This is a genomic window from Polaribacter sp. L3A8, assembly GCF_009796785.1.
GTDB lineage: Bacteria > Bacteroidota > Bacteroidia > Flavobacteriales > Flavobacteriaceae > Polaribacter.
The window spans coordinates 2,900,037-2,921,197 of sequence record NZ_CP047026.1 but is presented as its reverse complement, the minus strand read 5'-3'; the positions used below and the strand labels follow the sequence as shown (position 1 = coordinate 2,921,197).

Genomic DNA, 21,161 nt, shown 5'->3' with positions numbered 1-21,161 from the left:
AGTATTGAAAAGTCTTAAAAGTAAAATTTAAAGTTGAGTAAGTTTATGAGATTTCTCCTATCGTCGGAATGACAAGTTGGATGAAAACTAATTAATTTCTATTCATTCTAATATGCGGAATTCCGTCTTCTAAATATTCTTCACCAATTTGAATAAAGTTATGAGATTCGTAGAATTTCTTTAAATATTTTTGCGCAGAAATAGTAATTTCATCAACCTTAAAATGAGTTTTTATCGCTTCTATAGATGCCTTCATTAAATCGTGTCCGTAGCCATATTTTCTTTCTGGTGCAGCTACCACAACTCTACCAATACTGCTGTTAGTAAAATAATCTCCTGGTTTAAAAATACGCGTGTAGGCCATTATTTTATCATTTTTAGTACCAAAAACATGCAAAGATTTTTGATCTTTAAAATCTACATCTTGGTACACACAATCTTGTTCTACTACAAAAACTTCCGATCGTAATTGAAGTATTTGATACAGTTCTGTAGTTGTTAACTCTGAGAAGGTTTTTATTTGAAAATTCATTATTTAAAGTCTTAATATTCTCTTTATTTTTGGCTAAAAAAGTAAAATCACTCAAAAAACAACAGTTATTAACAGATTATCATTTCGAGTGATTCTTTTTAAATTTTGTATCGGAAAAAGTTATTTATCCAGCACAAGAAATTTTTTGTACTCTATCTCCATGTCTTCCACCTTCAAATTCTGTAGAAAGAAAAATATCTACAAAGCCTAATGCTTGTTGTAAAGACACAAAACGTGCAGGTATGGTTAAAACGTTTGCATTATTATGTTGTCTTGTTAAAGCTACCAATTCGTTATTCCAACACAAAGCAGCTCTAATACCTTGGTGTTTATTAGCAGTCATTTGTGCTCCATTACCAGAACCACAAAGAATAATACCCATTTCTGCTTTACCACTTTCTACAGCATCTGCAGTTGGATGAATTGCATCTGGGTAATCCATAGAAGCATTTGTATCGGTTCCAAAATTTAGAACTTTATACCCTTTTTCTTCTAAATGTTTTATAATTTCGAATTTGTATTCTGTACCGGCGTGATCGTTACCAATGGCAATTGTCATAATTTAATTTTTATATATTGTCATTACGAGGAAGAATGACGAAGTAATCTTTTTATTAATTAACAGATTGCTTCATTACATTCGCAATGACATAGTTACATCAACAAAAATATAGTTTTTTATGGTTATCAACAGTTATAAACAATCAAAAAAATAGCTTTTTTAATAACTTATTAATTTTAAACCCTTTAGCTATGTTAGGTAATTGTTAAGAAGTATCGGTAAAGTTTTACAAGTAAATTTGGTATATTAAAAAATAATTTCAATACAGCGAGTACTATCACATACACAACTTTTTTTATAAGTTTTTGATAAAAGTTTATCAACATAAAATTAACCATTTGTTTACATAGATTTTGATGTTAACTATTAAGAATTTTAGGTTAACTACTGTTTATAACTATTGTTAATAACTCTAAAATTAAATTGATTTTTAAGCTTTTAAGTAACTCATAACTTGTCAATGGTTTTTAATAACTGAAAATAAAAAATAAAAAGAGATTTTTTTATAGTAGCTATTCACACACTATTATAACAACCATTGTTTTTTTTAAATTTAAAAAGAAAATATAATTATAATATAGAATGTTGATAACTGTTAGTAAAGTAAAATTTTTAAAATTGCTCTAATGAAATTACTTCATTTAAAGTTTCTTTAAAAAATAATTTATAAAGTAGAGAAGAGATTGAAATAAAAGATGAAAGTACTAAACTGTTTTTTTCTCAGCATTTAAAAGAGATAAAGTATCTTTTTGAATTTCTACGAGTTCTTTTTCAATATCGTTTTTATTTAAAGAAGAATTTACACTCATTACGGTAACAACAATACCTGTAATAAATATAAAAAAGAACAAAGCGATAATTTTACGTAGGTTTTTCATCTTAATAGTTTGATACTCTTTTTATATAGACGTATTGATTTATAAAAAGTTACAAAAAAATTAAGATTTATTTAACTTAATATAATTCTAATTTTAAAATAACGAAGTGATGCATAAAATTAGCAAGTTGAATTAATCTCGATTTTAAAAGGAATCTATAATTTCAAAAACTATTTTATTAATCCCGTTTTTAACGGGATTAATAATCTATTTATAACAAATCTATTATTAATTAACACAAAAATTAACCGCTTTTTTAACAATACCAACAGAAATAGTACCAGTTCCAATTAACTCACCATCAGCTTGTATAAACGGTTTAGAAGATTGTGGAATTACCTTTATTTTTTTGGTTTTATACGTTTCTACTTTTTTATGATGAACAATGTTTCCGTTATATAATTTTTTAATATTAAAAATTAAATCTAAAAAAGTTAAGTTTTTAGCGACTGTAATATCCAATAAACCATCCGAAGAATTTACATCTTTTGTAAACTGCATTCCGCCTCCAGAAAATTTACAAATTCCAAAAACTGTCATTAAACAGTTGGTTTTAATTACTTTATCATCAAAAATAATTTTAAATATTGATTTTTTATAGAATAACAAACCATAAATACCGGCTAATAAATAAGCAATTGAACCAAATTTTTTTAAAGATTTTAGTTTATTAACAATATAACCATCATACCCTAAACCAGCTACATTATTAAAATAGGTAGTTTTATTTTCGGTTTCTAAAACACCAATATCTTGCAGTATTGTTTTCTTTTTATAGATAATTTCTACTGCTTTTTCTATGTTATTTGGTATGTTATATGTTTTAATCCAATCGTTTCCGGTACCTAAAGGAATCACTGCAATAGTTATATCAGAAGTTTTTGCATACCTTTGCAGCATTATTCCGTTAACTACATTGTGTAGTGTTCCATCTCCACCAATCGAAATAATATTTCTAAATCCTTTTTGAATAGCGTTTTGTACCAATTCAATTTCGTGTTTAGAAAATTGTGTAAAAGCAAAAGAATAGTCTATATTCTTGTTGTTTAATAATTGTTGAATTTCCTTCCATTGTTTAGAAAAATTCCGATTTCCAGAAGTAGGATTTGCAATTATAAACCAAGATTTAGACATAAATAATAATTAAATTAAGTCCAAAATACAATAATAGATTGATAACTATTTTTTAATGACAATCACAGTAAAAAATTGTAATTTGGTATTATATACTAAGAAGTAAGAATTAATGACAAAAAAGAAGAAAAAAATATATAAAAAGAAAGGTAATGTTGTAAAAGACTTAACCAGAAATATATTTAAAGTATTAAAAGAAGACAGCGAAAAAACTTATAACCATAAGCAAATCTCTGCAAAATTAAAAATTTCTGATACAGATGGGAAAACCCAAATAATAAAGAAATTAGCAGAATTAACTGCAACAAAACAAATAAAAGAAGTAGAAAGAGGCAAGTTTCAAATTAATGTTGACAAAAAATATTCTATTGGTACGTTAGATGTAACATCTACTGGAAATGGATATTTTGTTACTGATGATTATGAAGATGATATTTTTATTCCGAATATAAATTTGGGTAAAGGTTTACATAATGATACTGTAAAAGCATATGTTTATAAAAGACGTAGCGGAAAGAAATATGAAGCAGACGTTGTAGAAATTGTAGAACGTGCAAAAACAGAATTTGTAGGAGTTTTACAAAAGAACAAAAACAAAAATTTTGGTTTTGTAGTGCCAGATAGTAACAAAATGTATGCAGATATATTTGTTTCTGAAAGTAAAATGAATGGGGCAGTAGATGGAGATAAAGTACAAGCTACGTTGATAGATTGGCCTAAAAATTCTAAAAATCCTTTTGGTAAAATCACTACAGTTCTTGGTAAACCAGGAGATCATAATACAGAAATGCATTCTATTTTATTAGAATATGGTTTGCCTTTTGAGTTTGAACCAGAGGTAGAAAAAGAAGCAGAAGGTTTATCTATAGAAATTACAAAAGAAGAAATTTCTAAGCGTAGAGATATGCGTAAAGATTTAACTTTTACCATAGATCCTAAAGATGCAAAAGATTTTGATGATGCATTATCATTTACAAAATTAGAAAACGGGAATTATGAAATAGGAATTCATATTGCAGATGTTTCGCATTATTTAGAACCTAAAACTATTTTAGATGATGAAGCTTATAAAAGAGCAACATCTGTTTATTTAGTAGATAGAGTAGTACCAATGTTACCAGAAATGTTATCTAACGGAGTTTGTTCTTTAAGACCAAATGAAGAAAAATTAACGTTTTCTGCTGTTTTTGAATTGAATGAAAAAGCACAAATAGTAGGCGAGTGGTTTGGTAGAACCGTAACGTATTCAGACCAACGTTTTGCGTACGAAGAAGCACAATCTATTATAGAAAATGTAAAATTATCTGACGATGTACAGCCATACGTTATGCCGGTAGATATTTCTATTATAGATAAAGAATATACAGTAACTCCAGAAATTGTAGAAGCTACTTTAAAATTAGATGAATTGGCTAAAATTCTTCGTAAAAAAAGAATGAAACAAGGTGCAATTTCTTTTGATAGAGTAGAAGTAAAGTTTAATTTAGATGAAGAAGCAAACCCAGTAGGTGTTTTCTTTAAAGAATCTAAAGATGCTAATAAATTAATTGAAGAATTTATGTTATTAGCAAACAGAAAAGTAGCAGAATTTATTGGTTTTTCTAAAGGAAAAGCAACCAATAAAACTTTTATTTACAGAGTGCATGATGAGCCAGATGTAGAAAAGTTAGCTTCTTTAGAAAACATGGTTCGTAAATTTGGTTACAAAATTAATACAGATACCAAAAAAGCTACTTCAGACTCTTTAAATCAGTTATTAAGTGATGTACATGGTAAGGCAGAATCTAATATGATAGAAACTTTAACCATTAGAACAATGTCTAAAGCGGTGTATACCACTAAAAATATTGGTCATTACGGATTGGCTTTTGATTATTACAGTCATTTTACATCACCAATTAGACGTTATCCAGATGTAATGACACATAGATTGCTTCAACACTATTTAGATGGCGGAGACACGCCAAAAGCAGATAAGTATGAAGAAAAGTGTAAACATTCATCAAATAGAGAAGAATTAGCCTCTAAAGCAGAAAGATCATCTATTAAGTATATGCAAGTAAAATACATGCAAGATCATAAAGATGAAGAGTTTGATGGTGTAATAACTGGTGTTACAGAATGGGGAATTTATGTAGAAATTACTTCTAATAAATGCGAAGGTATGGTTAGAATTAAAGATATAAAAAGTGATCATTATATTTTTGATGAAAAACAATATGCCATTGTAGGTCAATCTACCAAAAAAATGTACCAGTTAGGAGATGATGTTAAAGTAAGAGTAAAACATACCGATTTAGAAAGAAAACATTTAGATTTTGCTTTAATAGAAAAATAAATTTTAACAATTTTGCCACTTTATAAACGTTATAATATTTATAAAGTGGTACGTTTATTGATTTAAGTATTGTAATTTAATTTTAATAAAATGAAAAAAATAGTATTTATATTCACGTTAATGTTCAGTTTTATATTAGTTGGACAATCGACTATTACTAAAACTTTAGGAGACTATACCGAACTAAAAGTTTATAATGGTATAGAGTTAGAGTTGATAAAATCTTCTGATCAAAAATTAGAAATTACTGGAGAAAAATCTGAAATGGTAAAAATTAAGAATGTAAATAACACTTTAAAATTATCATTACCTTTTTCTTTAAAACCAGAAAATAACGCTGCAGATGGTAAAATTCTAATTAAACTTTATTCTAATAAAGATATTACTATCTTAGATGCTAATGAAGGTGCTACGATAACTGGTAAAAATTTTAATCAAGATAAATTAGAAGTAAATGCACAAGAAAGAGCTTTAATTAATTTAACAACAAAAGTTAATTATCTTACAGTTAAAACCTCTTCTGGAGGTATTGTAAAACTTTCTGGTACAGCAAAGAACCAAGAAATAGATGTAGATTTATATGGTATTTATAATGGGTTTAATATGAAAACATCTGGTAATTCTAATGTTTTTGCAGGTACAGGAGCCAAGGCAGAAATTTTAGCAGGACAAACTTTAAGTGCTAAGGTAAGTTTTGGAGGATCTATATTTTACAAAGGAGATCCAGAAGTAGTTAAAGATAAAAAAGTAATTGGTGGTATTATTCAAAAAAGGAATTAACTTAAGCAAGTGTTATATGCTTTTTTGTATCTTTGTATTCTTAAATTAAATAAAACATGTATAGTTTATCAACAAATTTTGTATTTATTGGTGGTCCTCAATTAATAATTATTGTAGTAGTGGTTTTACTTTTATTTGGTGGAAAAAAGATTCCAGAATTAATGAAAGGTTTAGGAAGTGGAATTAAAGAGTTTAAAAACGCTGCTAAAGAAGAATCAGAAGATAAAATAGAAGAGAAGAAGTAACTGTTTAATTCTTTTTTTTTAATCATAAAAAAAGCTCAATTTGTATAAACAAGTTGAGCTTTTATATTTTGAATTAAAAAAATCCCCCAAAATTCTTAATTCTTTTTCGTTTGACAAATATATATATCATAATTGATATTATTAAATATTTGTTGTAAACAGGACGTTTTTTGGTTTATTTGGGATAAATGGGAAGCTTTAACGCATTAATTTTAGTAAAGATTGTCTAGAAAAACTTCTTGATACCGGAATACTTGTATAAGTAAAATCTGATTCTAATAAATAACCTCTAGCATTTCCAGAAATATCCGTTATAAAATTAATATTTACAATATAACTTTTATGACATCTAATAATATTAGAATACTCTTTTAACTCAGTTGCTATTTTTGTTAAAGTAACTCTTAATATTTTTTCTTTTAACTCGTTATTTTTATTTATTAAAAAGAAACTTGCATAATTTCCTTGAGAAGTTACATAAACTAAATTATCTATAAGGAAAGTAATATTTTCTTTTCCATTATCAGAGTAGATGCTAATTTCTTTAGCTAGTTCTTTTAAAATACTAATTTCTTTTTCTTTCTTAATTTCTTTAATTTCAAAAACTTTCTTTTCTCTTCTAATTCTTATCTTTTTTTCATTTAAAAATATAAAATAGATTAAAGGAATTAAACTTACTAAAAGTGTATAAAAAAGAAACTCTAAAAGACTAATTTTTGTTAGTTGATGAGCTTCGGAGTATATTAGAGTAATATACCATAAAAGTATACTAACTGATGTAACCCCTACAACCATTAAAAGTAGATTTCTACCAATGGTCCAATTATCTTCATTAAAATATTCTTTAAAAATAAGTGCAGGTATATATAGAACAATAAAAGTAGCTAAACATGCAATTATACCTATACTTAGAGTATATTCTAAAATAATTACTTCAAATTGATTTAAATAAAAAGGTTTAAATAAATATAAAAAAAGGAATAAAAATAACCCATGAAAAAAACTTATTTTAATTTTAAATTTTATTGTAGGATTAAAATAATAAGGCATTGAAAGCCATTTAATAATTTTTTTCATAGAAAATTAATTAAAGATCTTTTTTTATAAACTTCATCTTTTGTTAAATACAATTTAATAAAAGATGAAGTTAAATTGTATTTCTATTATTTATCTAATTTTTTAGGTTTTTGATTTTTCATAGCTTCACCAATTTGGTTACTTGCTGTAAAACTAGCAACCATATCGTTTAACATTTGGCTACCAGCTTGTGGCGAATTTGGTAATAGTATTAAATTACTATTAGTTTCGCTACCAATAGATTGTAAAGTATCATAATGTTGTGTTACAACAATTAATGCAGATGCTTCTTGGCTGTTTATACCAACTCTATTTAAAACGTCTACAGACTCTTCTAAACCACGTGCAATTTCACGTCTTTGGTCTGCAATACCTTGTCCTTGTAAACGTTTGCTTTCTGCTTCTGCCTTCGCTTTTTCTACAATTAAAATACGTTGTGCATCTCCTTCATATTGTGCGGCAGTTTTTTCTCTATCTGCAGCATTAATTCTATTCATTGCTATTTTAACCTGGGCATCTGGATCTATATCGGTTACTAAGGTTCTAATAATATCAAAACCATAATCTAACATGGCATCATTTAATTCTGTTTTTACAGCAATTGCTATGTCATTCTTTTTCACAAAAACATCATCTAATTTCATTTTAGGTACTTCTGCTCTTACTACATCAAATACATAACTTGTTATTTGATCATGAGGATAATCTAATTTATAAAATGCATCATATACTTTTTCTGTGATTACTTTATATTGTACAGAAACTTTTAGTTTTACAAAAACATCATCCAAAGTTTTTGTTTCTATAATTACATCTAACTGTTGAATTTTTAAACTCAATTTTCCAGCAATTTTATCAACAAAAGGAATCTTTAATTTAAGTCCAGATTGTTTAATGCTATGAAATTTTCCAAAACGTTCAATAATAGCAGCAGTTTGTTGCTTCACCATAAAAAATGATGAAAACAAGATAAGTGCAATTATAACAATAGGGATAATAATAGAAGTTGGTAACATAGTTTTTTTTTTAAGTTAATAATTTGTTTTACGTAAAGATACTGATTTTCAATAGTTATTCATAGGACGTTATTTTTTATAAATGTTACACTTTTATAATAAGAAAACCCTGTAAAATTTAATTTTTACAGGGTTTTTTTATATAATTTATATTTTAAATTATTCTTCGTCTTTCGGAAAAACTTTATATATTTTTCTATTATACTTAATCCACTTTTTATATTGCTTTTCAGAAAGTAGATTTTTCATAGTTTTATCTAATTTTAGATCTTCTTCTTTAAGTATTATAGAAATAGGTTTTAAGTTCTCATTCATGGTTGTCATTACCTTTTTCTGAGAAGAATTATCGCCAGTTGATATTACTTTTTTCTGATAATTTTCAACTAAATCTTTAGTACTTCTTAGTACAAAAGTATTAATTCTAGTAATGTCTTTAATATCTTTATTGTATTTTGTTAATACTTTTTCAAACTCTTGTCCTTCTTTAGAAGAAAGTTTAATGCTCGATTTTTTAGCTGCTTTTTCAATTTCATAAACTACAATTCCTATATATCTTTCTACATTAAAATTTGGTTCTGGTGCCTTTTGTTCTGTTTGTGGCATTTGACTTTGTCGTTGTCTACCATTATTGTTTCCATAACCATATTGTGCTTGAGTTGTAAAAGCACAAAATAGCAAAATAAATAGGATTAAGTTTTTCATAATTATAGTTTTTCGATTGCGTTTTCTAATCTTTTAATAGTTTCTTCTTTACCAATCATTGCAATAATATCAAACAAATGTGGTCCTGCTAATTTACCAACTAAAGACAATCTTAAAGGTTGCATTACTTTACCAAAGCCAATTTCTTTAGCAGAAATCCATTCTTTAATTTCTTTCTCTGTATTTTCTGATGTAAAATCTTCGATTGATGAAATTTGAGTAATTAATTCTTGCATTAGTTCTGCAGTTCCTTCTTTCCAGTTTTTCTTCGATGCTTTTGCATCATATTCTGTTGGAGTTTCGAAAAAGAAACTAGATAAATCCCAAAAATCATGTACAAAAATTGCTCTTTCTTTAATAGATGCAACTACTTTTAAAACAAATTCTTTGTCTTTAGTAATCCCTTTTTCTGATAAAATAGGCAAGAACAACTCAGTCAACGATTCATCAGACTTCGTTTGCATATATTGTTGATTGAACCACTTTGCTTTATCTGGGTTAAATTTTGCACCAGATTTACTAACGCGTTTTAATTCAAAAGCTTCAATTAAACCTTCTAAATTAAATAATTCTTGTTCTGTTCCAGGATTCCATCCTAAGAAAGCCAACATGTTTATAAAAGCATCAGAAAAGTATCCATCTTCTTTATATCCACGTGAAACATCACCTGTAACATCATTTGTATATTCTAAAGGAAATACTGGGAAACCTAATTTATCTCCATCTCGTTTGCTTAATTTTCCTTTACCAACTGGTTTTAAAATTAATGGTAAATGTGCAAATTTAGGAGCATCCCAACCAAAAGCTTTGTATAATAAAACGTGTAATGGCATAGAAGGTAACCATTCTTCTCCACGAATAACGTGCGTAATTTCCATTAAATGATCATCTACAATATTTGCTAAATGATAGGTTGGCATTCCATCTCCTTTAAATAAAATTTTATCATCTAAAGTATTGGTATCAATTCTAATATTTCCACGAATTTCATCTTCCATTCTTAAAAGCTCATCTTGAGGCGTTTTAAAACGGATTACATAATTTTCGCCAGAATTTATTCTGTTTTGTACTTCATCATCAGTTAAAACTAAAGAGTTTACTAAAGTTCCGCCTGCTCTGTTATGCCAGTTATAGATAAAGGTTTTACCTTCTGCTTCATGTGCTTTTCTTTCTGCATCTAAAGCTTCAGAAGAATCAAAACAGTAATATGCCCAACTAGTTTCAATTAGTTTATCTGCATATTCTTTGTACAATTCTTTACGTTCTGATTGTCTGTAAGGACCAAATTTTTCGTTCTTTCCTGGGCCTTCATCAAAAGGAATATTACACCATTCTAAAGCGTCTATAATATATTGTTCTGCATTTGCAACATAACGTGTTTGGTCTGTGTCTTCTATACGAAGTACAAAAGTTCCGTTATATTTTTTTGCAAATAAATAATTATATAAAGCTGTTCTTACACCACCAATATGCAAAGGTCCTGTAGGACTTGGTGCAAAACGAACACGTACATTAGATTCCATCTTTTCTGTTTTTTTATGGTTGCAAAGATAGTTTTCTAAAGGCATAAAAAAAAGCCTTTAGAAAAGGCTTTTAAGTTGTTGTTTATATTGTAAACTATTTAGAATTTTTTATAAACACCAAGAGTTAATGCTACTTGTTTGGCAACATTGTTTCCATAAAAAGCAGCTGGCAAACTTGCGGTAACTCCAAAATTATCAGAAAATTCTCCAATTGCTTTTACACCAACAACACCATATTCTTGATCATTTACATATAAAGCTGTTGCTGAATTAGAATTTGGTAAATCAATGTCTCCATTTTTAAAGGACTTTTCTATGTCTAGAAAACCAATTAACCAAATATGCTTAGAAATTTTACCACCATATTCTCCACCAATTTTAAAGTTAGAAGAGTAGTTATTTGTTCTAATTTTAGTTCCTATAAAAGTTTGCAAATAAGATTTTTTAAAACTTTTACCTGCTAAAAATAACGGAGTAAAAGTAAAGGCATCATAACCAGTTCTTATTCCTGAATTTGTATCAAAAGAACCTGTGTTAGATTCTACAGAAAACTGACCAGAAAGCAACCAATCTTTTTTATAAAAATTATGTTTTAAACCAATTTCAATATTTCCTAAAGAGTTTTCTTTATTGGTATGTTCCGGACAAGGACCAACTAAACACGGATTTACCAATTCTTTGTGTCTAATAATTTTATAAGGCACATTTACAATTAGAGTAGTGTTGTTAGTAATACCATATTCTCCATAAAGTTGTATGGTATTATCTGTTATTTTTCCTTCTATAGCATAATCCGGGTCACCAAATAATTCGTTATAATTAGGTATGGTAGTAAATGACAATTGGGTGTAGAATTTTCCTTTTTCTTGTGTCCAAGGACCTTGCGAAAATGCAGAAATACTAATAAATAAAAATAGTAGTTTTGATAATTTTTTCATAGTTTAAGATGTATTTCTTTGTTAGTTGTCTTTTTTTTTAAAACTTACAACTCTTTAATACTCTAAGAAGTATCCAATTTTAGATGTAAATGTACCTTTAAGGTTGCGTTAAAATTCTTATTATTTTAGGATGTATTTGGTTTTATGATGTAATTTGATGGTGTATCAATGTAAAAATAGTATTTTTAATAGTTAATTATGGCGTTACTTATATACATTGAGGAAAAGTTACATCAATTTACGCGTAAATATTACACGAGTGAATTGATTAAAGGAGGTATTTTATTTATTTCTTTAGGATTTCTATATTTTTTTTTCACGGTATTTATAGAATATTTTCTGTGGTTAAAACCCACTGCAAGAACCATTTTATTTTGGCTTTTTTTAGGAGTTGAATTATTTTTGTTAATTCGATTTATTTTGATGCCAATTTTTAAATTAATTGGTTTAAGAAAAGGAATTTCTGATGAAGAATCTTCAAAAATTATAGGAAGTCATTTTCCTGAAGTTCAAGATAAATTATTAAATATTTTACAGTTAAAAAAAAATACTAATCAAACTGATTTATTATTGGCAAGTATCAATCAAAAATCAGAAGAATTACAACCTATTCCGTTTGTAAAAGCAGTTGATTTTACAAAAAATAAAAAATATTTAAAATATGCTATAGTTCCTATTTTAATTTGGTTAATCACTTTATTTACAGGTAGTAATGATAAAATATCACAAAGTTTTAATCGAGTTGTAAATCATAATACTGTTTATAATCCGCCTGCACCTTTTTTATTTTTAATAAAAAATTCAGACTTAAAAGTAATTCAAGGAAAATCTATTTCTATTTTGGTTGAGACCCAAGGAAAAGTAGTACCAAGTGAAGTACAAATCCATTTTGAAAATCAGCAATATTTTTTAGAAAATAATAAAAATGGAACCTTTTCTTATACTTTTTCTGATGTTCAAAAACCTATTGATTTTTTTATAGAAGGCAATGGTGTTCAATCTCAAGAATATACAATAGAAGTTATACAAACACCAACTATAAACACCATTTCTTTAGATATTAATTATCCTAGATATCTTAAAAAGAAAAATGAAACCGTAAAAAATTCTGGAAATATTATTGTTCCCGAAGGTACTACCATTACTTGGAAGGTTAGTACAAATAAAACCGATTCTGTAGCTTTTATTAACAATGATAAAAGAACTTTATTTGATTTGATTTCTGATAATCATTTTGAATATTCAAAAAATATTCAAAACCCGCTTAATTATCAAATTGCATCCTCGAACAAAAATTTAAAAGATTTTGAAAATTTACAGTTTTCTGTGGATGTAATAAAAGATGAGTTTCCTATTATTTCCATTCAATCTAATATTGATAGTATTGTTAATAGTACACCTTTATTTGCTGGTAAAATTTCTGATGATTATGGGTTAAAAAAATTGCAGCTTGTTTATTATGATAATCAACAACCAGACAATCTAAAAACTTTTGATTTACCGATTACCAATCAAAACATTCAAACTTTTTTTTATAATTTTCCTGATGGTTTACATATTGATGAAGGAATCAATTATGAGTTGTTTTTTCAGGTATTTGATAATGATGCTGTAAATGGTAGTAAAAAAACCAAAAGTTCGGTTTTTAAATATCGACAAAAAACAGAAGATGAAGTAGGAGAGGAGATATTGGAAAATCAAAAAAATACGATTAACAATCTTGAGAATTCCATTCAGAAACAAAAAAAGCAACAGAAAGATTTAGAAAAAGTACAAGAAGATTTACAAGGTAAAAAGAAGATTAATTGGAATGATAAAAAGAAGATTGAAAAGTTTGTAGAACGTCAGAATAATTATAATAAAATGATGCAACGTCAAACTGAAAAGTTACAAGAGAATTTATCAGATAAAAAGGAAGAGAATGAAAATCTTCAGAATAAAAAAGAGGAATTAACTAAACGTATAGAGGAATTAAAAAAATTAGATAAACAACAAAAGTTGTTAGATGAAATTCAGAAAATGGCAGAGAAGCTTAACAAAGATGATTTGTTAAAAAAGGCTAAAGAATTATCTCAACAAAATAAACAACAAGAAAGAAGTTTAGAGCGAATTTTAGAATTAACTAAACGATTTTATGTGGAGCAAAAGACAATGCAAATTGCTAATAAAATAGAAAAGTTGTCAAAAAAACAAGAGGATTTATCTAATAAAAAAGAAGATTCAATAGAACATCAAAAGGAAGTGAAAAATGAGTTTGATGAAATTAAAAAAGAATTAGAAGAGTTAAATAAGGATAATAAAAAATTAAAAGAGCCAATGGAACTTCCGGATGTGGAAGATGAAAAAGAAGATATTGATTCCGAATTAAAAAAATCTGAAGAGAATTTATCTAAAGATAAAAGTAGTGATGCAAAACAAAGCCAGAAGAAGTCATCTAAAAAAATGAAAGAGATGAGTGCTAAAATGCAAAAAGCTATGATGGAAATGGAAGGTGAATCTATGGAAGAAAATATGGATGATTTGCGAAAAATTTTAGAAAACCTAATTACTTTTTCTTTTAAACAAGAATCTTTAATGGAGAAGTTTGATGCCATTTCTACATCACATCCAGATTTTGGTAAAGACTTAAAAAAGCAAAATGAACTTAAAACGTATTTTGAACACATAGATGATAGTTTATATGTGTTGTCTATGAGGTTGCCTAAAATTTCAGCAAAAATTAAAGATGATTTATCAACGGCACATTATAATTTAGAACAATCCTTAGAGCATTTTTCTGAAAATATGTTCTCAAATGGAATATCTAATCAACGTTATGTTATGACTTCAGTGAATAATTTAGCAGATTATTTAAGTAACATTTTAAGTAGTATGCAAAATTCTATGTCCATGAAAATGGGGAAAGGAAAGAAAGGAAAAAGCAAAGGTTTTAGTTTACCAGATTTAATAAAGAAACAAGGTGATTTATCTGAAAAGATGAAAAACGGAATGAAGAAAGGAAGTAAACCTGGTGATAAAAAAGGAGATGGTAAAGAAGGAGAAAAAGGAGATAAACCTGGTGAAAAAGGTAAAAGTGGTAAACAAGGTAAAGGAGGAGAATCTGGTGAAAATGGAAAGAACGGAAAGAATGGAAAAGGTGGTAAAGGAAGTTCTAATGATGATTTAGATGGTGAAATATATGAGATTTATAAACAACAAAGTTTATTAAGAAATGAACTTCAAAACCAAATACAATTATCTGAAGGAGCTAATAATACTGTTAACCCAGAAGCAAGAAAAGCTTTAAAAAAGATGGAGGATTTAGAAAATGAAATTTTAGAGAACGGTTTTAATAAGAATACGCTTCAAAAAATGCAACAATTAAATTACGAATTATTAAAGCTAGATAAGGCTGCTTTAGAGCAAGGAGAGGATACAAAAAGGAAATCTAGTGCTAGTTTAAAACGATTAGAAAAAAGAAATATCCAAGCTATTAAATTTAAGAAGCAGTTTTATAATCAAACAGAGATATTAAACAGACAATCATTACCTTTGCAACCAACTTATAAAAACAAAGTTAGAACATATTTTTCTGACACAAAGAAAGAGTAGAGATGGTTACTTTTAATTACGAAACTGAATTTGAATTAAAAGATGAAAATCTTTTAGAATATTGGATCGATACTGTGGTATCAAAAGAAGGCTTTAGTCTTGGAGAATTAAACTATATTTTCTGTGATGATGAGTACCTTCATAAGTTAAATGTAGAATTTTTACAACATGATACCTTAACAGATGTTATTAGTTTTGATAATACGTTAGGTAAATTGATTAGTGGAGATATTTATATTTCTGTAGAAAGAGTTGCCGATAATGCTACTGATTTTGAAGTTTCTTTTATCAATGAATTACATAGAGTAATGATTCATGGAGTTTTGCATTACATGGGTTTAAAAGATAAAACAGAAGAAGAAAAAAAAGTAATGAGAAATGCTGAAGATGAGGCACTTTCTCTGTTTAAATAATTGATAATCAATAATATAAATACTAGGTTTCACGTGGAACTATAATATAATGAGTTTATTTTCAACAACATACGACGTTATTGTAGTAGGAGGTGGTCACGCAGGAAGTGAGGCTGCTGCAGCTGCTGCTAACATGGGTGCTCACACTTTGTTAATTACAATGAATTTGCAAAATATTGCGCAAATGAGTTGTAATCCTGCAATGGGTGGAATTGCAAAAGGTCAGATAATAAGAGAAATTGATGCCTTAGGTGGTTATAGTGGAATTGTTACTGATAAGACTGCAATTCAATTTAAAATGCTTAACAAATCTAAAGGACCTGCAATGTGGAGTCCGAGAGCACAATCTGATAGAATGCAGTTTTCAGAATGCTGGAGAACGATGTTAGAGCAAACAGAAAATGTAGATTTTTATCAAGATTCTGTGAACGGTTTATTGTTTGATGACAATAAAATTATAGGAGTTAAAACAGTATTAGGTTTAGAAATTAAGGCAAAGACTGTGGTTATTACTGCGGGTACTTTTCTTAATGGGTTAATCCATATTGGTGATAAAAGTTTTGGAGGTGGTAGAGCAGGAGAAGGAGCTTCTACAGGAATTACAGAAGACTTAGTTGCAAAAGGTTTTGAATCTGGAAGAATGAAAACAGGAACGCCACCAAGAGTTGATGGCAGATCTTTAGATTATTCTAAAATGATAGAGCAACCAGGAGATGAAGTAACAGAAAAGTTTTCTTATTTACCAACTACAAAAGCATTACAAAAACAACGTTCATGCTGGTTAACATATACCAATTTAGATGTGCATGATTTGTTGCGTACTGGGTTTGATAGATCTCCAATGTTTAATGGTAGAATTAAATCTACTGGCCCAAGATATTGTCCTTCGATAGAAGATAAGATAGATCGTTTTGCAACTAAAGATAGACATCAAATGTTTATCGAACCGGAAGGATGGACTACTTGTGAAATGTATGTAAACGGATTTTCTACATCACTCCCTGAAGATATTCAAGACAAAGCAATTCGTTCTGTTGCAGGTTTCGAAAATGTAAAATTTTTAAGATATGGTTATGCGATAGAATATGATTATTTTCCGCCTACACAATTAAAACATTCTTTAGAAACTAAGATTATAGAGAACTTGTTTTTTGCAGGTCAGATTAACGGTACAACAGGGTATGAAGAAGCAGCTGCACAAGGATTAATGGCAGGTGTAAATGCTGCTTTAAAAATGCAAGGAAAAGAACCTTTTGTTTTAAAAAGAAATGAAGCTTATATAGGTGTTTTAGTTGATGATTTAATTACAAAAGGTACAGAAGAGCCTTATAGAATGTTTACATCTAGAGCAGAATATAGAACGCTTTTAAGACAAGATAATGCAGACTTAAGATTAACACCTATTGGGTATAAATTAGGTTTGGCTTCTCAAGAAAGGTTAGATAGAGTTGTAGAGAAACAAGAAAAAGCAGATCTATTAATTAAGTTTTTACAAGAAACAAGTGTTAAGCAAGAGGAGATAAACCCTATTTTAGAAGCAAAAAATTTAGCATTGATTAATCAATCTATGAAGCTTTATAAAATTGCTGCAAGACCACAATTAGAGTTTTCTGATTTTAAAAACGTAAAGAAATTAAATATTTTTTTAGATGATAATGCAATAGATAAAGAAGCTATTGAGCAAGCCGTTATTCATTTAAAATATTCGGGTTATATAGAAAAAGAAAAGAACAATGCCGATAAATTAAATAGGTTAGAGAATGTTATGATTCCTTCTACTTTTAATTATCAAAAAGTAAAATCTCTTTCGTTTGAAGCGAGAGAAAAGTTGAGTAAAATTCAACCTACCTCAATCTCACAAGCTAGTAGAATTAGTGGCGTTTCACCCAGCGACATTTCTGTTCTTTTAGTTTATATGGGGAGATAAATTAAAAAAAAATTGCTAGTGTTCCTCGTGGAACATGTTATATAAAAAAAGAAAAATTATGGGGGAAAAAAGAGGGCTTCACAAAAGGTTAGTGCCTTTTTTAAATTGTAAAGATTTTACGGTATCTGACGAAACGTACGAGGTAATGTTTAATAAAGAGTATGATATGCTTGTAACATCACCTGTGCCTATAGATTTAGAAAATTACTATAAAAGCGAAAATTATATTTCACATACAGATAGTAAAAAATCGTTTATGGATAAAGTATATCAATCTGTAAAAAACATTACCTTAAAAAGAAAATTAGATTTAATTAATTCTTTTAAAACGGAATCAAAAAGTATTTTAGATGTAGGAGCAGGAACAGGAGATTTTTTAAAAATATGTGCTGCTAATAATTGGACTGTTTCTGGTGTAGAACCAAGTGCTGATGCAAGAAATATTGCAAAAGAAAAAGGGGTGATTTTAAAAGAAGAGTTACTAAAAGTTGTAAATGAAAAGTTTGATGTAATTACACTTTGGCACGTTTTAGAACATGTAGAACATTTATCTGATTATATTTTGAAACTTAAAGAATTACTTTCTGATAATGGAAGATTAATCATTGCGGTACCAAATCATAAAAGTGATGATGCTAAATATTATAAGGAATACTGGGCTGCTTTTGATGTACCAAGACATCTTTGGCATTTCTCTCAAAATTCTATTCGTAAAATATTTTCTGAAGACAATATCATTGTAGAGCAAACTTTACCAATGAAATTTGATTCTTATTATGTATCGCTTTTAAGTGAAAAATATAAAACTGGTAAAATGAACATTCTTAAGGCTTTTCATAGAGGATTTGTTTCAAACTTAAGGGCTAGAACTACTTCTGAATATTCTTCTTTAATATACGTGCTTAAAAAGAATTAAAAACGATTTTAACTAACTGTACTTAACGTTTAATAGTTAAAGAGTATTAGTTGTTTATAGAATATTAAAAACCTCTTAAGACGCTTGTTTTAAGAGGTTTTTTTATAAGTATTGTTTATCGAATTAATAAAAAACTATAAATTCTAACTATTTAGTTAATAAATATCGAAAAGTGTAGTTACAAATTACATACCTAAAGACATGGCTCTTTTATACTCTTTTGCTAAAAGCTGGCCAATAAGCATAAAAATTTATACAGATCTCAGTAAGCTCTATTCTAAGTAAAGCATTTTTTTGTCTCTGAAGTATAAATTTAATATACTTCAACGATCATTAATACCACTGCAATAATTTCTACAACTAAAATAATGGCTAATATAACAGGACAAGGTTTTTTTTAAGTTAAGTTTTAAAAGTACATTTTCTTTCTTGTTTACTATTTTTTCTACTGCGGATATTAAGTAAGTAATAATTAAAATCAGTAAGATTACTTTTACTTTAGGTTATGAAGAAACAGTTTTTAAAAGATTAATGGTTGATGGTAATGCTACTTTATAAACCCAAAGAAAAGAATTTTTTGTTTTAACAAAGTATGAAATGTAGATAGGTGTTTTAGTTGATTGTTTAATTATCAAAAAGTAAAGTCACTTTCTTTTGAAGTTAGAGAAAAGTTAAGTAACATTTAATTTTTATCAATATCACAAGTAAGTAGAATTAGTGGTGTTTCCTCTAGCTATATTTCTGTTCTGTTAGTGTACATGGAAGATATAATTAAGAAAAAGTTGTTGATGTTCCTCGTGGAACACTTTATAAAAAAGTAAAAAATATGGCTAAAAAAAGAGTACTTCACAAAAAATTAGTACCTTTTTTTAATTGCAAATATTTTACTGTATCCGATGAAACGTACGAGGTAATGTTTAATGCAGAATATGATATGTTGGTAACTTTACTTGTTCTTGTAGATTTATAAAACTACTATAAAAGTGAAAATTATATTTCGTTTACAAATCGTAAAAAATCATTTATAGATAAAGTATATCAATCTGTAAAAAATAGAAACCTAAATAGAACGCTAAGTTTAATTAATTATTTTAAAATTAAATAGAAAAGTATTTTAGATATAGGGGAGAGGACAGGTGTTCTTTTAAAAGAAGAGTTACTAAAAATAGAAAATTTAATGTAATTATACTTTGACACGTTTTAGAGCATCTGGAAAATTTATCTGATTATATTTTAAAACTACAAGAATTACTTTCTGATAATGGAAGATTAATCATTGTGGTGTCGAATATCAAAAGTGATGGTGCAAAATATGATAAAGAGTACTAGGCTTATTTTGATGTACCAAGATATCTTTTGTCTTTTTCTCAAAGTTCTATTCGCAAAATATTTTTTGAAGACAATAGGATTGTATAAAAAATTTTACCAATAAAGTTTGTTTCTTATTATGTATCACTTTTAAGTGAAAAACACAAAACAGGTAAAATGAATTTTTTAAAGCTTTTCATAGAGTATTTGTTTCAAACTTAAGGGGTAGAGCTACCTCTGAGTATTCTTTTTTTATATATGTACTAAAAAAGAGCTAAAAACGATTTTTAACTATCTATATTTTGTTTTTACGTATAGAATAGTATTATCCTTTAGTAAAATTTAAAAACCTCTTAAAAGGCTTGTTTTAAAAGGGTTTTTTATAGGTATTATTTATTGAATTAATAAAAAACTATCAATTTTAACTATTTAATAAATATGCACCACAAAGTGTGATGATAAAATAGACACCTAAAGACATCGCTCCTGGATAATCTTTTGCCAAACGCTGTCCGATAAGCATAAAAATTATACTAATCGCAGAAAGCTCTATTCCTAGTAAAGCAATTTCTTTTATTTCTAAAGTATAAATTTGATACACTCCAATAATCATTAATACCACAGCAATAATTTCTACAACTAAAAGAATGGCTAATAAAAATGGCACCCCATTTTTTAAAGGAGAGTTTTTAAAATGATCTTTTATATACAGTACACTTCCTTTCCAATCTACTATTTTTTCGATGGCGGATATTAAATAAGTAATAATTAAAAAGAGTAAGATTAAAATTTCTGTAGGGTAGTTAGATAAAAAACGCATAATTATTTTTCTTTTTTACTTTTTAAACAGACGTTGTAAAAAGCTTTTAGACTTTTCTTTAATCTCCTTTATTTCTTCTTTTGCATCTTCTGTAAAATCAGCTAAATGTTCTGCAGCTTGTCCTACTATTTCAGATGCATTCTCTTTAATTTCTTCAAAGGTTTCTTTATTATCTTCTGCAAACTTAGCTGCTTTTTCTTTGGCAACTTCTGTATATTTTTCTGCGTTATGTTTTACTTTTTCTATATTTTCATCAGATAAAAAATCACTTACTTTTTCCTTAGCACTTTCTAGAACTTCTTTAGCATCCTCAACAAATTCAGCTGTTTTATTTTTTGCTACATCAGCAAGTTCACTAGTTTTTTGGTTGGTATTTTCTATGCTTTCTTTGGCAATAGAGTTTACTGTATCTTGTATTTTTTCTTCGGTATTTTTATTTTTTTCTGACATAATTTTAGATT

General features: G+C 27.5%; 19 protein-coding genes. 8 read left to right on the top strand and 11 right to left on the bottom strand.

Going from position 1 to position 21,161, the window contains the following annotated elements; genetic code table 11:
• Nucleotides 1-91 precede the first annotated feature (91 nt).
• From GQR92_RS11725 to GQR92_RS11715, 4 genes are all read right to left on the bottom strand, one after another.
• Nucleotides 92-532, bottom strand: a complete 441-nt coding sequence (locus GQR92_RS11725; protein WP_158839759.1) for a GNAT family N-acetyltransferase — start codon at nucleotides 530-532, stop codon at nucleotides 92-94.
• A gap of 124 nt (nucleotides 533-656) precedes the next feature.
• On the bottom strand, nucleotides 657-1,091 hold the full coding sequence (gene rpiB / locus GQR92_RS11720; RefSeq protein ID WP_158839757.1) for a ribose 5-phosphate isomerase B: 435 nt from the start codon (nucleotides 1,089-1,091) through the stop codon (nucleotides 657-659).
• A gap of 707 nt (nucleotides 1,092-1,798) precedes the next feature.
• Complete coding sequence (locus tag GQR92_RS17830; RefSeq protein ID WP_199269131.1) at nucleotides 1,799-1,972, bottom strand: hypothetical protein; 174 nt, start codon at nucleotides 1,970-1,972, stop codon at nucleotides 1,799-1,801.
• Between the two features lie 228 nt (nucleotides 1,973-2,200).
• Complete coding sequence (locus GQR92_RS11715; RefSeq protein WP_158839755.1) at nucleotides 2,201-3,106, bottom strand: diacylglycerol/lipid kinase family protein; 906 nt, start codon at nucleotides 3,104-3,106, stop codon at nucleotides 2,201-2,203.
• A gap of 112 nt (nucleotides 3,107-3,218) precedes the next feature.
• On the opposite strand from GQR92_RS11715, the gene rnr reads away from it, so the two are divergent.
• The 3 genes from rnr (at nucleotide 3,219) to tatA (ending at nucleotide 6,469) form a co-directional block, all read left to right on the top strand.
• On the top strand, nucleotides 3,219-5,444 hold the full coding sequence (gene rnr, locus GQR92_RS11710) for a ribonuclease R (protein ID WP_158839753.1): 2,226 nt from the start codon (nucleotides 3,219-3,221) through the stop codon (nucleotides 5,442-5,444).
• Nucleotides 5,445-5,534: 90 nt separating this feature from the next.
• Complete coding sequence (locus tag GQR92_RS11705; protein WP_158839751.1) at nucleotides 5,535-6,224, top strand: head GIN domain-containing protein; 690 nt, start codon at nucleotides 5,535-5,537, stop codon at nucleotides 6,222-6,224.
• 56 nt (nucleotides 6,225-6,280) lie between these two features.
• Nucleotides 6,281-6,469 (top strand): twin-arginine translocase TatA/TatE family subunit, encoded by a 189-nt coding sequence (gene tatA / locus GQR92_RS11700; protein ID WP_158839749.1) that lies wholly within the window; start codon nucleotides 6,281-6,283, stop codon nucleotides 6,467-6,469.
• A gap of 198 nt (nucleotides 6,470-6,667) precedes the next feature.
• Here tatA and GQR92_RS11695 read toward each other — a convergent pair whose 3' ends face one another.
• The 5 genes from GQR92_RS11695 to GQR92_RS11675 form a co-directional block, all read right to left on the bottom strand.
• Nucleotides 6,668-7,546, bottom strand: coding sequence for a LytTR family DNA-binding domain-containing protein (locus GQR92_RS11695; RefSeq protein ID WP_158839747.1), 879 nt, complete (start codon nucleotides 7,544-7,546; stop codon nucleotides 6,668-6,670).
• Between the two features lie 86 nt (nucleotides 7,547-7,632).
• Nucleotides 7,633-8,562 (bottom strand): SPFH domain-containing protein, encoded by a 930-nt coding sequence (locus GQR92_RS11690; RefSeq protein ID WP_158839745.1) that lies wholly within the window; start codon nucleotides 8,560-8,562, stop codon nucleotides 7,633-7,635.
• A 159-nt stretch (nucleotides 8,563-8,721) separates the two neighbouring features.
• On the bottom strand, nucleotides 8,722-9,264 hold the full coding sequence (locus GQR92_RS11685) for a hypothetical protein (RefSeq protein ID WP_158839743.1): 543 nt from the start codon (nucleotides 9,262-9,264) through the stop codon (nucleotides 8,722-8,724).
• Nucleotides 9,265-9,266: 2 nt separating this feature from the next.
• Nucleotides 9,267-10,787 carry a glutamate--tRNA ligase gene (gltX, locus tag GQR92_RS11680; protein ID WP_158839741.1) on the bottom strand — a complete coding sequence of 507 codons (1,521 nt, stop codon included), beginning with the start codon at nucleotides 10,785-10,787 and terminating at the stop codon, nucleotides 9,267-9,269.
• Between the two features lie 98 nt (nucleotides 10,788-10,885).
• Nucleotides 10,886-11,725, bottom strand: coding sequence for a hypothetical protein (locus tag GQR92_RS11675; protein ID WP_158839739.1), 840 nt, complete (start codon nucleotides 11,723-11,725; stop codon nucleotides 10,886-10,888).
• 198 nt (nucleotides 11,726-11,923) lie between these two features.
• On the opposite strand from GQR92_RS11675, the gene GQR92_RS11670 reads away from it, so the two are divergent.
• The 5 genes from GQR92_RS11670 to GQR92_RS18000 all read left to right on the top strand — a co-directional run bounded on the left by GQR92_RS11670 (nucleotide 11,924) and on the right by GQR92_RS18000 (nucleotide 19,542).
• On the top strand, nucleotides 11,924-15,316 hold the full coding sequence (locus tag GQR92_RS11670) for a DUF4175 family protein (RefSeq protein ID WP_158839737.1): 3,393 nt from the start codon (nucleotides 11,924-11,926) through the stop codon (nucleotides 15,314-15,316).
• 2 nt (nucleotides 15,317-15,318) lie between these two features.
• The gene (ybeY, locus tag GQR92_RS11665) at nucleotides 15,319-15,729 is read left to right on the top strand and encodes an rRNA maturation RNase YbeY (RefSeq protein WP_158839735.1); all 411 of its coding nucleotides are present in this window, start codon (nucleotides 15,319-15,321) and stop codon (nucleotides 15,727-15,729) included.
• A 49-nt stretch (nucleotides 15,730-15,778) separates the two neighbouring features.
• Nucleotides 15,779-17,656 (top strand): tRNA uridine-5-carboxymethylaminomethyl(34) synthesis enzyme MnmG, encoded by a 1,878-nt coding sequence (mnmG, locus tag GQR92_RS11660; RefSeq protein WP_158839727.1) that lies wholly within the window; start codon nucleotides 15,779-15,781, stop codon nucleotides 17,654-17,656.
• A 58-nt stretch (nucleotides 17,657-17,714) separates the two neighbouring features.
• Nucleotides 17,715-18,572: a class I SAM-dependent methyltransferase gene (locus tag GQR92_RS11655; protein WP_158839725.1), complete on the top strand. Its 858-nt coding sequence runs from the start codon at nucleotides 17,715-17,717 to the stop codon at nucleotides 18,570-18,572.
• A gap of 826 nt (nucleotides 18,573-19,398) precedes the next feature.
• Nucleotides 19,399-19,542, top strand: coding sequence for a hypothetical protein (locus tag GQR92_RS18000; protein WP_233269843.1), 144 nt, complete (start codon nucleotides 19,399-19,401; stop codon nucleotides 19,540-19,542).
• A gap of 759 nt (nucleotides 19,543-20,301) precedes the next feature.
• Here the strand turns inward: GQR92_RS18000 and GQR92_RS11645 are convergent.
• On the bottom strand, nucleotides 20,302-20,700 hold the full coding sequence (locus tag GQR92_RS11645) for a DoxX family protein (RefSeq protein WP_158839723.1): 399 nt from the start codon (nucleotides 20,698-20,700) through the stop codon (nucleotides 20,302-20,304).
• A gap of 15 nt (nucleotides 20,701-20,715) precedes the next feature.
• Complete coding sequence (locus GQR92_RS11640) at nucleotides 20,716-21,150, bottom strand: hypothetical protein (protein WP_158839721.1); 435 nt, start codon at nucleotides 21,148-21,150, stop codon at nucleotides 20,716-20,718.
• Nucleotides 21,151-21,161: the final 11 nt, after the last annotated feature.